The organism is Gammaproteobacteria bacterium (assembly GCA_029881255.1).
Classification (GTDB): Bacteria; Pseudomonadota; Gammaproteobacteria; order S012-40; family S012-40; genus JAOUMY01.
Genome location: JAOUMY010000016.1, coordinates 38,026 through 54,033, shown reverse-complemented (window position 1 = coordinate 54,033; position 16,008 = coordinate 38,026). Strand labels below are relative to the sequence as shown.

The following is a 16,008-nucleotide window of genomic DNA, read 5'->3' as shown; positions in this document are numbered from 1 at the left end:
CACTGTCTCCACCCGAGACTCAGTGAAATTGAAATCGCTGTGAAGATGCAGTGTACCCGCGGCTAGACGGAAAGACCCCGTGAACCTTTACTATAGCTTTGCACTGGACTTTGAATATGCTTGTGTAGGATAGGTGGGAGGCTTTGAAGCGGTAACGCCAGTTATCGTGGAGCCATCCTTGAAATACCACCCTGGTTTGTTTGAGGTTCTAACCTAGGTCCGTTATCCGGATCGGGGACAGTGTATGGTGGGTAGTTTGACTGGGGCGGTCTCCTCCCAAAGAGTAACGGAGGAGCGCGAAGGTACCCTCAGCTTGGTCGGAAATCAAGCAATGAGCGCAAAGGTATAAGGGTGCTTGACTGCGAGACAGACACGTCGAGCAGGAACGAAAGTTGGTCTTAGTGATCCGGTGGTTCTGTATGGAAGGGCCATCGCTCAACGGATAAAAGGTACTCCGGGGATAACAGGCTGATTCCTCCCAAGAGTTCATATCGACGGGGGAGTTTGGCACCTCGATGTCGGCTCATCACATCCTGGGGCTGTAGCCGGTCCCAAGGGTATGGCTGTTCGCCATTTAAAGTGGTACGCGAGCTGGGTTTAGAACGTCGTGAGACAGTTCGGTCCCTATCTGCCGTGGGCGTTTGAGATTTGACAGGATCTGCTCCTAGTACGAGAGGACCGGAGTGGACGTACCTCTGGTGTTCCGGTTGTCACGCCAGTGGCATTGCCGGGTAGCTATGTACGGTCGGGATAACCGCTGAAAGCATCTAAGCGGGAAACCCACCTGAAGATGAGATCTCACTAGAGCTTCGAGCTCTCTAAAGGGCCGTTGGAGACTACGACGTTGATAGGCTGGGTGTGGAAGTGCGGTAACGCATGAAGCTAACCAGTACTAATTGCCCGTGAGGCTTGACCATATAACACCCAAAAGGTTTGAGCCATTTGAGAAACAACTTACATTACAGCCTTCCAGAATTGTTTTATGTACCGGTTTATGCCTGACGGCAATAGCGAGTGGGAACCACCCGATCCCATCCCGAACTCGGAAGTGAAACTGCTTAGCGCCGATGATAGTGTGGGGTCTCCCCATGTGAAAGTAGGACACCGTCAGGTTTTTATTTCAAAAACCCGTAACTCATCGAGTTACGGGTTTTTCTTTTGTAATATTTCCTTCCAGCTATACTCTAACTTCCTGATCATTTTTCTGGAGAATTGTGTGTTTTCCAAAACTTTTTTCGACTTCGACGAAAATTGGAATCCTTTTCGCCTCGCGGATAGATGGCTAAACCCTTATAAATTTATTAAAAAAATAGAAATGCGAGGACGAGAAGTAGAGGTAAGGTGGACAAAAAGAGCGCAAAGGGAATTGAGCCAGAGGACTACACCACTAGTCGCTGAAATGTCATTGTATTTTTCATGTGTTGTTAAAAAACGTCTCGTTTTTAGCAATTTGGCAGAGCAGTCATGCGTTCCGGTTAATGAAAAGCTACGCGTAAGTTTTCGTACAATTCAGCCCGAATCGTGTGAACCCGTTCTATTCGCAAATAATTATCCAATCAAAATGGAATTAGATTCTAAAGGAGCCAATAAAATGACTGCAAAGTGGCTTGAAATCGATTTTAGAGCGCGAGAATGGATTGGGGAATTTAAGGTGTGACCTAACCTACCAGTCAAAATTGAAGTTGTCGCCCAAGATAGGTAACAGATGCGACCGAACATTTTCTGGATGGAAACTGGCCGAACCTGCCAATAGTGTTTGTAATTCTTCTCTCGCGCGACGTTCATTAACTTGAAATAAAGCACCAAGCGATGCAACAGCAACCTCACGATCCGGGTGTTTCAGCAATCCCACGAGTATCGGCCATGTGCTTTCATCTCGCATATAGCCCAATATTCTAATACCAAGAATACGGTTTTCAGGGTTGCTATCGATCAACATTCCCGCTGCGTAGCGATGGATGTCCACTCTATAAGCAAATACAGCAAGTCCGACTTTTCCAGAATCAGGTGCAGAAAGATAAAGATTTAACCACTCCTGTATAAAAAAACGCGCATAGCGTTTTTCTAGCATAGGTATATTCTGGGGCATATTCGTTTCGGCCTGGGCAAGCAAAGGAGACCATATGTTTCTGAATTCATGCATGTTTTTATCGGATTGTTTGAAGAAGTCTAACATGGGTTAATTAGCTATTCCTGTCGTATTAATTCAGCTAGAGTGTAAAAAACCGTAATCGTCGATTTATGTATCGGAATAGTGTGTATTACATTTAAATCTTTTCAAGCAACCATGGCGTATTTGTTTTTGCTCATATTGTCGTTAACTTATCCAAAGGTTGGCTATGCAAGTAGCCCACAGCCTCAGGTAATAGGTTGGATCGAAAAAGTACACTTGGTTGATCATAACGTGGTGTTACACGCAAAAATCGATACGGGTTCCGATGGTGTATCATTGCATTGCCAATGCAAGTATTTTCAGAGAGACGGCAAAACGTGGGTACGTTTCGAACTAGATAAGGAAGATAGACGAATTTTAGTTGAAGCAAAGGTTAAACGTTTTGTAAATATTAGGAAGCATGAAGGCAAAATCCAGAAGAGACCAATTATCGAAATGCTACTTTGTTTAGGCGAGCAGCAAGCAAAAGTTGATGTAAATCTGGTAGATCGTCAAGGGTTTAATTATGCGATGTTAGTAGGACGATCCTTTCTCGCGGGTAGGTTTTTGGTAGATACAGAAAAAACATTGTTGACTACGCTTCACTGTGTGACTGTGAAATAACTCACAGGTTCACGAGTGAAATTATGTGAGACTAAAAACTATGTGGAAATTCATATTTGGAGCGGGGGGAAGTGATGTATCTGGTGCATTTTAAACTACTCGAATATCCTTTTCGCCTGAATGCGGACCCAAAGTTTCTTTATTTAAGCGAAAGTCATCAAAAGGCTTTGTCGTATCTTAAATATGGCATTGAAGTAAAGGATAGTCTTGTTTTGCTGTCTGGAGAAATTGGTGCGGGTAAAACCACTTTATTGAACGCGCTGGCCGGTACTGTAAATCATGAGTGTGTTATTGGAAAAGTTTTTCAGACGCAATTGAAAGATATAGAGTTACTGCAATCAGTTATGGTGGCGTTTGGACAAGAGATCCAAGATACAGACAAAGTCAGCTTATTAAATCAGTTAAATCAGTTTCTAACGTCGCAATATCGCCGAGGAAAACACAGCGTGTTGATCATTGATGAGGCCCAGCATCTTTCCTTGTCAATGTTTGAAGAATTGAGACTGTTGTCCGATAGCGAACTAAATGGTGAGTCGCTGATCACGATTATTTTGGCGGGACAGCCGGAGCTACGAGAAGCGCTCGATGATTCTGCGTTGAAGCAGTTGAAACAACGTATTCGATTAAAAGTACATCTTGGTCGATTATCGCTGGAGGATACCAGGCAATATATTAAACATCGGCTGAACATTGCGGGCGCCGAGGGCCGCGAAATATTTTCAGAAGAGTCATTTAAACCAATATATTATTTTACTGGAGGCTGTCTGAGGCTGGTCAATATTTTGTGTGACTATGCGCTTACCCACTGTTTTTCTGAAGATCTGCAGAGCGTAAGCGCCGACACAATACGAATTAGCACTGATGAACTCGGTTGGGACGCATATGACTATAGTGATTCGGTCGATGACGACCAAACGAGGTTACTACCCATCTTGAATAGTACGCCTGTGCTCAAACTGTTGATAAATGATAATGGGCAGACAAATGAATATACAGTGCGACGGAGCAGTCGAATTGGCAGGCATAAGGACAATGATTTAGTTATTGATAATCCCCGCGTAAGTCGGTTTCATGCAGAAATTGTTGATAGAAATGGGCGTTGGTATGTTCGTGACCTTGAGAGCATGAATGGCGTTCGGGTCAATCACAAGCGGGTTGAAATGGTGCCTATATGCACGGGGGATGTAATTACGATTGGTGGCGTTAATATTCAATGTAATCTTCCATTTGATATGGACAGCAATGGATTGGTCAGAATGTTGCCAGATTCAACTGCAAGATTTAAGAAAAACAACGTCGTAGAGGAAGCGTAGTTTGTAGATCTTCAGCTTTTTATTTTGTTGTGTTCAGATGCCGCAGAGGCATTTGCAAAGTATTTAGCGGATTTTTCCTAGTACAACTATATAAGTTTGAACTGAGAAAATCTCGATTCCCAATTATTTGACTCACTAATATGACATGTCGCTTGCGACAATAGAGACTACAGTTGCATGAATGTCCTTGAAGTATCTGCATGTTTAAAAAAATACTTCTTGCGCAGCATTGGAGAGATAAGAAGCTTGCCTTGTATTGTTAACAAGAAAAGTGCCATAGGGTGTGAATGGCGCTTTAAGACATTTTGGTATACGCGCTCAAGGGGCGCTTTTTGCGCCCCTAATGATTCATCAAAACATGAATGAGTCGTAGTCACCTTCAATGTGAGTAAGAAAATTGACCAACTCGTCATCGTATTCGTTTTCGAATTCTACAAATTCGTCGTCCATTCCCAGGTATAAGGCATCATCGTGATGAAGTGCGTACGCTAGTTGGGTTTCAGTGTCTTGAATCATAATATCCATGATAGTTATCTCCTGTGTTTATGTCGTTTCCTTAAGTGTTATTTGAACATGAGAGTTCGATATTTCGGATGAGCTAGATCACAAGAATTGTGTGAGAAATGCCACAATGAATTGCTTTATACAAAAGAAAAGCGCCCCTACTATGAGAGGCGCTTTTGGTTCTCGAAGTGATTATGTGTCGAAATGACTATAACGCTGAAAACATCTGATTGTTGCTTTGTAATAGTATGTCCAGACCGACTTGTTGAAGTAGAGACTTTTGAGCCTCAGTAAAAGTAGCGCTGTTTTCGCCTGATAACGATTTACTAAGAATTGAAAACGCGTCATACCAATAACCACTAGCCGCATATGCTTCGGCCGATTTTTCGGCATTCATATTGTTTTGTGTAATCGGTGTTTCGGGGTTTATATATTTAATCGCTGCACCACTTATAATGTCCCGAGACCGGTGTTTAGGATCAATTACAATTGCCACAAACCACTGATATTCTGTATCTGGTTTCAAGTTGATGTTTGCGCGAGATATGTCTATGGAATAGATTCCTGCTTGATTCACTGTGAAGCGTGATTCAAACACCGGATCTTCAGATTGTTCTTCAGTGATAACCAGTTCCATGGGCGTTGAGCTAACACTCGAAATATAGAAATAAAGCGTTGGCTGAGGAGAGCTTGTCAAACCAGTGTGTTCTGGGGCGAGGACATTTAAAGTGAGGTCTACAGCCGTTCCTCTGGTACCGCCCCCAACGCGACGTTTTGGCGCGCCGCGCATAGGCGGAATATAGGTTGGTAAGGTAGTCGCTTCTTTTGCAGTTAGTGGTGTATTTGCTGCCTTTTGTACGTTGTCTGCGATAGCATGATTGTTCTGAGAGTTTGCAGCGAGCATTATGGGGGAGCGAAATAGCCCGGTCGACTGATCTGAAGCAGATGTCATGGTACTGGCAAGCATTGCCAAAAAGAAAAGCGCAGATTTATAAAACATATTCATGGCACAGACCTCCGGTTTCCGTTGTTTATCTTTTAAGCGTAGCACCGACTTTTTGCTAATCGTGTGCAAAAAGTCACAAGGTCACTACAGCCAGTTACCGATTACCAGAAACGGTGCCCAATAGCTTGGGTGTTGGAATTTCTCGTCTCGCAAAAGCGAAGTTTGCGCTAACTGCAGGGCCTTTGCCTTAGAATGGTCTCTCTTTCCTACGTGGGAATAAAAATTCGAGATTAGTGCGGACGATGCCTCGTCACTAACAAACCACAGTGAAGCGACCGCAGTGCGCGCGCCGGCCTTTAGCGCTACCCCCGCAAGCCCTAAGGCCGCTCTTTCGTCACCCGCAGCAGTCTGGCAAGCGCTAAGTGTAAGCAGCTCGACCGGTGCATTTCTCATTCTTGATTCGGCCACATATCGCTCCAGGTTATTCAGCGTCAACTTCTCATTGTAGGCAAGTAAGAAGGAATCACTACTTTTACGGTTGAACTCACCATGTGAGGCAATGTGAATAACATTGAATGGCCGACTTGCCAGAGCCTTGTCGATATTACTTACAGTGAAAGCCTGGTTCATCAACGTTCGGCTTTGGTGTAAATCGGTGATGTTTTGAATCTCTTCAGAAACGAAAGGAAGCGCAGGAAAATCTAATACGGCCTCAGTTATGCCGCTAGCCAGGATTTGTGTTTTGTCCGGATTCATGGGTTGAGGGTCGGTCAATGTTAGGCCAGGCGTTGTCGCGATGGCATATTTTTCGATTAGAAATTGTTTTCCATCATGGAGTGCGCTAAACGGAATGGTTCTCAATATTCCATCGGGTACAACAACCAGTGTTTCGATTTGATCTTCCGCCAAATACGTTTCGATGGGACGTATCATCCAGTTATAAAGTGTTTTGGCATGACGTAGATACTGACGTGTGGTTCGTTTTTCCAGCTTAGAACGAAAAAGCCGAATTTCCTCTGCAAACTCCGCTGTGTCTGCTTCTATGGGTACTAGCTGTATCCAGTTTGAAAGGGAAATCAGCATTGAAACTTTATTCTCCAAAATGATGGGATAAAGTGCGGCTGTTTTTGAGTCTAATGAATCGATTCCTTTGGTGCGCTCATTCATGCGCGCGACGCAATCGTCCTGGAAATAGTCTTCAAGTTCGGCGTTTTTAAACGCCTCCATGACTAGCAACGCCTCACGCAATGTGTTTTGTCGTTTTTCAACAACAGAATAGATGTTGGCTTCCTTCAATAAAATGTCCACCAATTCAAGATATACAGGTCCGACGTGTTCGCGAAAACTGTCACCTAGAGCGCTACTCAGTATCAATCGGTGTTGTATCGGGCGTAGAGATTCTATTGCCTGCCGATAGGCACTAATCGCTAGCTGATTATTGTTTCTCGCTTTATGCAGGCGTCCGACTTGCCACAGCCAGCGATACGACAGCTCGTTGGCGTTAAGCTTTTGCGCGTGGGCAAGTGCATTGCGCGTCAATTTGAGGGCGTCTTCATGTTTTCCCGCCTTTTCATAAAGATTACCGAGATAACCTAGCGCAAAGCTGATGAGTCTGGAATTGTCTTCTGCCTTTGCTATTTTTAACGCATCACCCAATAGCTGATAGGCGAGCGCGCTATCTTTGTCGGCGGAATTCTCAGACATTTCCGCGTGCAGGCGACCCGCGCTCAACATTACGAAGGCCTTTTCCTGGGAATTCGTTATGCGGCCAGTAATAGCAGGCAGTTGAAGCAAGATGCTCCTCGCGTCCCTTGTTTGCTGTTGCTTAATCGCCGTTCTTGCCTGATTAATTAGCGCTTTCCCCGCCAGCCCGTATTGGCCGTCAGCACTTGCCGTAGCGAATACATCCTCATAAAGTTCCCGCGCCTTGTCGTATTCAGTGAGTCGCGCATAGACATTGGCCAGATTATTTTTCGCGGGTAGGGCTATATCGTCGCGCTGCAGTGATTCCGCTGCCTCAACGCTTTGCACCAAAATGGTAATTGCTTTTTCATATACCCCTGCATGAGAGTACATGGCACCGAGAATAGACATAATGCGCGCTGCTTCGGCACGATCGTCTGCGGATTCAGCGGCTTTTAAAGCGCTGCCGAGCGAGTCGAAGGCTTTGCGTTGGTTGCCTAAAGCGCCGTGCGCTTCGCCCAGACGGCGCAGCATGGCGGGTAATTCAGATTTTGAAGCCAATTCACCGTAGACAACAGGTTCGATGAGATCAATGACTTTTTGATACTCGCCTTTTTGTAACAGGCGTGTGGAATACTCGTAGGTATCATTGGCGAATACATTGATGTCGTAGCTAAACAGGGCTATAAACAGCAGTGATATTTGATAGTAACGGAAACGGACTTTCTGTTGTAGGTACATTGATCAATCCATGATTATACGTAGCGCATTTAAAAATAAAAACTAAGTGCTGCTAATTCAACACATTTCATTGAGAAAAATCTATAGCACATATGGTTTACTTCTGAATCAGACAAATTTAGTGAGAAATTAAATTATAGTTTTATGTGAAGTAACGCACTGAATCAGAGCAGTGTAAAGGATAAAAACGTATTTGTTTTCTTTTAGTCGAAAAAATTTACACGTGTAGGCGAAGTGTCTTCAAGTGGATTTTATAACGATATGAAATAAAAAGTATAGTTTGATTTGGCTTGCATCTTGCCTATCGGGCGAATAATAATGTCAACACTTACCGGCAATAAAAAATTGGATTTTTTGCTTCAATAACAGGGATGGTTTTCAAACCTCATTCATTTTTTCTCTGTTTTCGACTAAATCCGTTATTGCTAAGACAACTACTGTTAGGAGCGATAGTAATGTATTTGAGAAAAAAATTGATGAAGGCTATTTTTCAGGCATTAACTCTAGTTGGAGCGTTATATGCTACAAGTGCGTTCGCGTTCTTTGATAATGGGACCAATGGTACCGCTGACTTTCCCGCCTATGGTGGAACTTTAGACTTTGCATTTGATCCGGTCAGTTGGGCGATAGACCTGGAAGATCAGTCATTACCTAGCTCTGTGGTGAACTATGATGATAATCAGATCAGTTGGACAGGTTTGGTTCTTGCGCGCGCCTCAAATCCGTATTCTGCAAACTCGAATCCATTCCCCTCAGCTACATATTCTACTACGCCGGAAAGTTTTGTTCTTGAAGTTGAGTTTATTTTTCAGGATGTTACCGCGGGAAGTAATGAAGTTGGCTCAACTATGCACAACGGTGAGCTGGTGTACTATGTAAGAGATACTGCGCTAATGTCCGCCCGCATGACATATCAAGGCTTATATGACTCTCAGTCCGGTACTTACACGCCGTATGATTTGTTAACAACCAATGGCTCATTTACTGGGGGGGCAATAAGTAACTATAACAACGGAGACGAATCGATCTGCAGCCCGAATAATCCATGTGATTTTAATATGGCGTTTTCAAATGTGTATTCTGTAGATTTGGACGGTTATCGCTATGGTAATCTTGATGGCGGTTATGCTCTCGTGTTGAGAGATATTGCAGGGCAAGGATTAGATGTGAAGAGTGTTTTGTGTCATGGCGGCGATTGGGAGGCTGTAGTTGATCCCAATGCCTGTGATGTTCACACTATGACAGTTGCCATGGGGTCGACGATTGTGGATATTACCGATGTTCCTGAGCCAGAGACACTATTGCTGTTTGTGAGCGGATTAGCAGGATTGGGAATTAGCGCAGTACGGCGCAGAAAGTTGGTGGCTTAACGGAGTCGACGTGGCAAACAATATTCGAAAGGGAAAGCGCGTATCGTTATTAGGTGCCTCCCTCTTAGGCTGTTTTTTTACTGGCCCTGTTTATACCGCCGAAGTTGTTCTTGATGGCAGTATGGGTACGGCTGGTGAATTGTTGCCTGATGCCACAGGACTGGTTGCGATAGAGGCGGATGTCGGCAGTATCCGCGGCAACAATCTTTTTCATAGCTTCGATCGCTTCAATATTGATAATGGAGAAACGGCCTCTTTTCGGGGGCCGGACTCCATAAACAACATCATTGCCCGGGTTACCGGCAACCGATACTCCCTAATAGATGGCACACTCCAAACGACAATTTCTGACGCAAGTCTTTTTCTTTTAAATCCGCATGGAGTGATTTTTGGGCCAAATGCTCAATTAGACCTTTCCGGTTCCTTGTATGTCAGCACTGCTGAACAGTTGATTTTTTCGAACGGTGATGTTTTCAGTTCTGATCTATCCGCGCCCGCTACATTAAGCATTGCAATGCCTTCAGAATTTGGATTTCTCTCATCCACTCCCGCTCCAATTGAAGTGGCAGCGTCAGTTGAGCCAGGAATGTTTATCGGTACGGATAAGTCGTTCAATTTGTTTGCTGGGGATATTTATATCGGCGTAGGCACCTCAAGAATTTCGAATCAAACATTTAATAGCTCAGGTTATGTTCTTGCCCCGAGAGGCGAGGTCAAATTGGTTAGCGTGAAAGCAAGTGGCCAGGTGAATCTAAACGTCGAAAGTCTGGATGATTTGCTTGATTTTGAGAGCCTGGGAAAAGTGAGTGTCTCGGGTTCGTCAATTGTCGAAGCGGAAGGAGTAACGATTCTCGGCGGTGGGTTGAGAATGAGAAGTAGTGTGATCGGCTCGGGCATAGGACAACGCTTCTTGAGTGATGAAAGCAGCAACCCTGCAGTCAGAAATCATGAAGGATGGATAAATATCCAAACTCGTGATTATGTTGATATCGCAGGTTCCGGTCAGTTATTTGGATTTTTAGAACATGGAATTTTGGCCGGTTCGTCCACAAGTGACCTGTATCCTGTGTCGCCAATTACTATACAAACCCGGGACTTGACAATCCAGGGACTGGCGACAATACGCAGCCGAAATAATGGCGCATCCGGCGCCGGTGATTTGTTATTAGATGTTAATACGCTGAATATGGCTTCCGGTGCCCACATACAGTCATATGCAGATAAGAATGCAACTTCACCTGGTGCTTACCTGGGAATTCAAGCTAAAGATATAACCCTTGTTGGAAATGCGCAATCCGTTGCCACGCAGATCAGTTCCTATACATTCGCATCCGTGCAAGCGGGAAATATCGATATCCAAACAGATAATATTTTACTGTCGTCACACAGTTTACTCAGGAATGACAGTTACGGTTTGGATGCAGCCGGTGATATTAATGTCTATGCAAAAAGCGTAGTTCTGGATGCGCAACCCGATGGTAATTCGACACCCGGGGAAACTCAGATTAGATCTGCGAGTAGTGGAATTTCGAAGAGCTCAGGAAACATCAACATAATCGCTGACACATTAAAGTTAAAAAATGGCGCAATCATTAGTTCAACTGCAAGTGGTGTAGCGACAGCCGGTGATATTCGAATAGACGTTTCAAAATCAATAGAAGTTGAGCAAAACAATCGCGACGCACCGTATGATAGTGGTATTTTTTCCTCACATCTTGCTTTGGAGAATCCTGAAGCACTGGATTTTTTATTGCAACGTCAACTAGGCGCAAACTACGCGACTATTAGAGGATACTTTGTCTCCAAGGGATGGCTGGCACCAGATGTCGACGTCGAGGGCGTACTTAGATTTGCTATGAAATATTTTTTTCCGGGTGATGCGGAGATGGATTTGTCCTCTAGCGGAAATGGTGGAAACATCGACGTCAAAACACCGTTGCTCTCTATGCAAGGCCTCACCGCCATTGATACATCAACTCAAAGTAATGGCAATGCGGGAAGTATTTCCATCGAATCAGACGATATCTATTTGTTGAATGGTTCTGTCATTCGTAGCGTCAGCGGTGGTGTTTTAGCATCCGACGGTTCATTGCAAGTTGGAACCGGAAACGCAGGTTCCATAAATCTACAAGTCGATAATCTTCAGGTGACCGGCAATAGCGCACGCCGCGAGAGCAGCGTACTCACGCAGACGCGTGGTAGCGGCCAAGGTGGAAGCATAGATATTGATGCGCAAGACCGTGTAAAAGTCAGCGATGGTGCGCGCATAGGTTCGGACACGGGGGGCGACGGTGATGCCGGGACTGTTGCGATAAACGCAAAACACCTCGAAATTCAGGGTGGAGGTATTATCAGTAGTCACAGTGGCATAAGCGTTGGCTCACTGGATTTACTCGGAAGTGGTGATGGTGGCCTTATCAATATCGACACCGACAACGAAGTGCTTATCTCCGGCGATGGAAGTCTGATTTCAACTGCCAGCGCAGGCGAAGGAAGCGGTGGAAATATCAGCTTGAATAGCGGGTCACTGATTATGGATGGCGACGTGTCTGTCGACTCCTCCACTATCGGCAACGGCAACGCTGGAAACATCACGATTAACAGCGGTGCGGTCAGTATACGCAACGGGGCGTCGGTGCGTAGTCAAAGCGGTAAACTCGATGGTGAATCAAAGTCGCTTGTTGTTGGTGACGGCTCAGCAGGTGAAATTAAACTGTCAGCGCAAAGTTTGTTTGTTAATGGCGATGGTAGCAATGTTTCAACGCAAACGCGTGGAATCGGTAACGGCGGTAATATTGCCATCGATGTTTCTGGCGCAACACTGCTATCTGAATCAGGAAAAATTTCCTCTGATACCGGTGGTGATGGGCATGCAGGTGCCATTGCCATAAATTCGAATACTTTAAAATTAGCCGATAGCGCATCCATCAGTAGTGATAGCGGATTTACCGATACAGCAAAAAACGGTTACAAGAAAGACATCGTCGGAAGTGGAAACGGTGGCGAGATTAGTATTTCCACTACCGGCAATCTTAGCGTAGAGAATAACAGCCGTATTTCTACGGTAAGCCGAGGTGATGGACATGGTGGAAACATCCAGTTAGCCAGCAAAACTCTAGCGCTTAACGCGAGCGCCGATGTTGATGCGTCAACCAGCGGCAATGGAGACGCTGGCAGCATCAAAATCGCTAGTGACGTTGTGAGCATACGCAACGGTTCTTTTGTTAGCAGCCAAAGCGGCGAACTTAATAGTGCCAATCAGTTGCTTGTCGGGACAGGCGCAGCGGGCCTGGTGGAAGTGGTAGCGAATAACCTGGCTATCGACGGTGGTGCGAGTCAACGGGAAACTGGTATACAGGTAAAAACGCTGGGTAATGGCGCTGGAGGACAAATCAATCTGGCAGTGAGTGGCGACCTGGCGTTGGTTAATCATGCGCAGATAAATAGCGATACAGGCGGCAATAGTAGCGCTGGAGATATTTCGATTACAGCGTCCAATCTCTTGTTGAACACGGTCAGTAAAATCAGCAGTAGTAGCGGCATCACTATCGCAGGAAGTAACGGCTATAGCCGCGATCTTCTGGGAGCTGGTAGCGGTGGTACGATCGAGATAAATGCCAGCAACTCAGTCCAGTTAAGTGACAGAGGCACAACGATTTCCACGATGACTCGTGGCGCAGGCGCAGGCGGTAACATCGATATTCAAGCGAAGGATATAAACGTGTCCTCGCAGGCGACTATCGATTCGTCTACGCTCGGCGATGGTGACGGCGGCAGTATTGTAATTTCTGCGGAAAAATTCAAGATTCTGCAAGGTGCTTTGGTCAGTAGCGCGAGCGGACAAGTGAATGAACAAAACGGTGAGCTGATTGTTGGTAGCGGAAATGCGGGTACCATCGAAATAAGCGGCGCTGTGGATATCGCAGGAACTCGTGGCGGGGTTGCCAGCGGTGTATTTACGCAAACCTTTGGCAGTGGCGAGGGAGGCAGTATTCATTTTGACGCAGGTGCGTTGAATCTGTCGGAGAGCGGCCGCATTGCCTCAGATACCAATGGTTCAGGTGATGCTGGAATTATTGAAATTGTCGCTAAGGACGTCAGCGTAAAAACTGGTGCCTCGATCAGCAGTGACAGCAATGCCGAAACCGGCGGCAACGGTGGTATCATCAATATCCAGGCCGAAGACGAAGTCAAGGTCACAGGGAATGGCAGCCGGATATCCACCAATAGCAAGGGCAGTGGTAATGGTGGCAGTATCAACATTACTGCCAATGAAGTTGAAGTAGAAAATGGCGGCGTTATCTCCGCTGTGAGCAGCGGTACTGGAGAAGCCGGCAATATCACGATTAACGCACGCGAAGGTTTCGAAAACAACGATGGTGAAATCAGCACCGCGGCCGCTGAGGCCGATGGTGGAAATATTCGAATCAACGCCCTTAATCGTTTTCGCATACGCGATGGTCGCATCAACACCGCTGTTGCCAACGGTCGTGGGAAGGGCGGAAATATTCAATTGCGCATTGGCTATGTCGACGGACTGGCTGGAGCGCAAGCGGTAGATGGCGACCCTGAAACAAGGTCAGGCGTTATTGTTGTGCAAAACGCGAATATCAGTGCCAATGCTTTCGGCGGGCCTGGCGGGAATATCCGTATAGTCGCCGGCCAGTTTGTATCCTCCAGCGATAGCGTGATCAGTGCCTCGTCACAGAAAAGTATTGACGGTGATATCGATATCGTCGCGCCTAATGTCGATGTCGCAGCCAGCCTGACGCCGCTGCCAACAGACTTTCTCGATGCATCGCGTTTGCTCAGTGAGCATTGTCGTGATGCGAGTAAGCGCAGCACCTTGATCGCCAACACGGCGAGTATGCCGATTTCTGATCCTGAAAGTTTTATCTCCAGTTTTCCGGGTGATTTCGCTTTATCGCATAACCCTATTGCCAAAGACACCGAGCTGAAAAACGAGATAAGTTCAGTCACCAGCCTACCCGCGGGAGAAAGCGTATGCATGTTATAAGACATACGCTTGTCACCGCTCTGATGATCGCACTCTGCGCGTCTCAGGTTAATGCTGAAGAGTCCGGTTTCGAATTGCCGACGGTAGATAATCTGGTCGCACCGGTGGTTTCGTATAGCTCGCAACAACGCGTACTTGTGGACGATTTTATCTTTACCGGCAATACCGTCGTTAGCACAGAAACTTTGCGCGAGATTGCATTGCCGTATACTCAGCGCTCTTTAAGTAGCGAACAGCTGGAGGCCTTGCGCCAGGAAATCACCCAGTACTATGTACGTCTGGGCTATATCAATTCAGGCGCGCAAATTCCTGATCAGGATGTGGACGGCAACACCATACGTATACACATTATTGAAGGTCGTCTGGCGGATATTCGAATCACCGGGAATGATGCACTCAGCCAAAGCTACATCGCACAACGGCTAGCCTTCCAGCCGAACGAGATTCTCAACGTCAATGTTTTGCAGCAACGTGTGCAATACATGTTGCAGTCGCCGATGATTGATCGTATCAATGCCAATCTGGTTCCCGGCAGTCGTCCAGGTGAAGCTGATTTGTTGGCCAGCGTCGACGAATCCCGTCGCTTCGACGCCACGCTAGGTATCAGCAACCATCTTTCTCCGGAAGTAGGTACTTTTCGGGAAAGTCTAAGCGCCTCTGTTTATAGTCTGGCAGGAATTGCCGATGAATTCCGTGGCTCGTTTGCCTTTTTTGACGGCTTGAAAAACTACGCCAATGGGCGCAGTGAATCCGCCGATAATCTCGACAGTTTCGCCTTTAGCTACAGTCTGCCTATATTGGCAAACAACACGCGTCTGGAGACTTTTCTGGAATATGGCAATACGGCTTTGCTGATGAAAAACGATATGGAATTCAGCAGCGAAAACCGGGGTGGTGGTGCGCGTCTGGTGGTTCCCTTAGGGTGGACACGGACGAACAGCTTGCAACTCAGCATGGGGCTTGATTACCGCTTTAGCAAAACCGCCCTGGAAGGGGAAGGTATTCCCATTGATGTCGGTGTTAGTCCTAACGGCGAAAGCGCCGTACTCGGCGGTCGCGTCAATCTCGATTGGGTAATGCGATCAATGACGCGCGTATTCGCCGCGAGATTCACATTGAACAGTGGCGTGGATTCTTATGGCGCAGTTGAAGCCAATAAGACGCCGTCACGTCTGTTCTATTCCCTGGCGGGACAGGCCCAATTCGCGCAACGTCTCACACGCCTGGGCGATCAACTCATCTTCAGGTTAAACGGACAATACACCCACCGACCACTATTACCCCTGGAAAAGTTTTCGATTGGCGGACGCAGCAGTGTAAGAGGTTATCGTGAAGGTCTGTATTTGCGCGACAATGGCGCGGTCGCCTCAGTTGAATATCAAATCCCAACACCCGTCACCTTCGATGGTTTTGGTAACCGCCGTCTGCAGGTCTCCGCCTACGCCGACGCTGGCGGCGTCTTCTATGCGGATGGCACATTGCTCGGTGATGAATTAGACACCATCGCCAGTGTCGGTCTGGGGTTGCGTTGGGAAATTCTGCGAGGCCTGAATACCGAACTCTTCTGGGCGAAATCGCTGATCACGCCGCTAATTACTACAGGTGAAAGTTTGCAGGATAGTGGCGTTCACTTTTCAGTTGCCTTTACCCTATAGCGC

At 46.4% G+C, this 16,008-nt stretch carries 10 protein-coding genes and 2 rRNA genes; 8 read left to right on the top strand and 4 right to left on the bottom strand.

What is annotated here, in order from left to right:
* The 3 genes from OEZ43_20215 to OEZ43_20205 all read left to right on the top strand — a co-directional run.
* A 23S ribosomal RNA gene (locus tag OEZ43_20215) occupies positions 1-917 on the top strand; the annotation flags it as partial.
* Between the two features lie 80 nt (positions 918-997).
* Positions 998-1,113: ribosomal RNA gene (gene rrf / locus OEZ43_20210) — 5S ribosomal RNA — on the top strand.
* Positions 1,114-1,216: 103 nt separating this feature from the next.
* Positions 1,217-1,657 carry a hypothetical protein gene (locus OEZ43_20205; GenBank protein MDH5547908.1) on the top strand — a complete coding sequence of 147 codons (441 nt, stop codon included), beginning with the start codon at positions 1,217-1,219 and terminating at the stop codon, positions 1,655-1,657.
* A gap of 6 nt (positions 1,658-1,663) precedes the next feature.
* Here the strand turns inward: OEZ43_20205 and OEZ43_20200 are convergent, their stop codons facing one another.
* Positions 1,664-2,176 carry a HEAT repeat domain-containing protein gene (locus OEZ43_20200; GenBank protein MDH5547907.1) on the bottom strand — a complete coding sequence of 171 codons (513 nt, stop codon included), beginning with the start codon at positions 2,174-2,176 and terminating at the stop codon, positions 1,664-1,666.
* Between the two features lie 78 nt (positions 2,177-2,254).
* Between OEZ43_20200 and OEZ43_20195 the strand changes: the two genes are divergently transcribed.
* Both OEZ43_20195 and OEZ43_20190 read left to right on the top strand, forming a co-directional pair.
* A complete protein-coding gene (locus tag OEZ43_20195; GenBank protein ID MDH5547906.1) occupies positions 2,255-2,776 on the top strand; it encodes a RimK/LysX family protein in 522 nt (173 codons plus the stop codon).
* A gap of 74 nt (positions 2,777-2,850) precedes the next feature.
* Positions 2,851-4,089, top strand: coding sequence for an AAA family ATPase (locus tag OEZ43_20190; protein MDH5547905.1), 1,239 nt, complete (start codon positions 2,851-2,853; stop codon positions 4,087-4,089).
* Positions 4,090-4,440: 351 nt separating this feature from the next.
* Here OEZ43_20190 and OEZ43_20185 read toward each other — a convergent pair whose 3' ends face one another.
* From OEZ43_20185 to OEZ43_20175, 3 genes are all read right to left on the bottom strand, one after another.
* Positions 4,441-4,614 (bottom strand): hypothetical protein, encoded by a 174-nt coding sequence (locus tag OEZ43_20185; protein ID MDH5547904.1) that lies wholly within the window; start codon positions 4,612-4,614, stop codon positions 4,441-4,443.
* 187 nt (positions 4,615-4,801) lie between these two features.
* Positions 4,802-5,599 (bottom strand): DUF928 domain-containing protein, encoded by a 798-nt coding sequence (locus OEZ43_20180; protein MDH5547903.1) that lies wholly within the window; start codon positions 5,597-5,599, stop codon positions 4,802-4,804.
* A gap of 84 nt (positions 5,600-5,683) precedes the next feature.
* Positions 5,684-7,963: a CHAT domain-containing protein gene (locus OEZ43_20175; GenBank protein MDH5547902.1), complete on the bottom strand. Its 2,280-nt coding sequence runs from the start codon at positions 7,961-7,963 to the stop codon at positions 5,684-5,686.
* A 455-nt stretch (positions 7,964-8,418) separates the two neighbouring features.
* Between OEZ43_20175 and OEZ43_20170 the strand changes: the two genes are divergently transcribed.
* Genes OEZ43_20170 through OEZ43_20160 form a run of 3 tightly spaced genes read left to right on the top strand, consistent with a single transcriptional unit; the run spans position 8,419 to position 16,005 of the window.
* Positions 8,419-9,333 (top strand): PEP-CTERM sorting domain-containing protein, encoded by a 915-nt coding sequence (locus OEZ43_20170; GenBank protein MDH5547901.1) that lies wholly within the window; start codon positions 8,419-8,421, stop codon positions 9,331-9,333.
* Positions 9,334-9,343: 10 nt separating this feature from the next.
* On the top strand, positions 9,344-14,350 hold the full coding sequence (locus OEZ43_20165; GenBank protein ID MDH5547900.1) for a filamentous hemagglutinin N-terminal domain-containing protein: 5,007 nt from the start codon (positions 9,344-9,346) through the stop codon (positions 14,348-14,350).
* Positions 14,338-16,005, top strand: coding sequence for a BamA/TamA family outer membrane protein (locus tag OEZ43_20160; protein ID MDH5547899.1), 1,668 nt, complete (start codon positions 14,338-14,340; stop codon positions 16,003-16,005). Before OEZ43_20165 ends, OEZ43_20160 begins: the two co-directional genes overlap by 13 nt.
* Positions 16,006-16,008 lie beyond the last annotated feature (3 nt).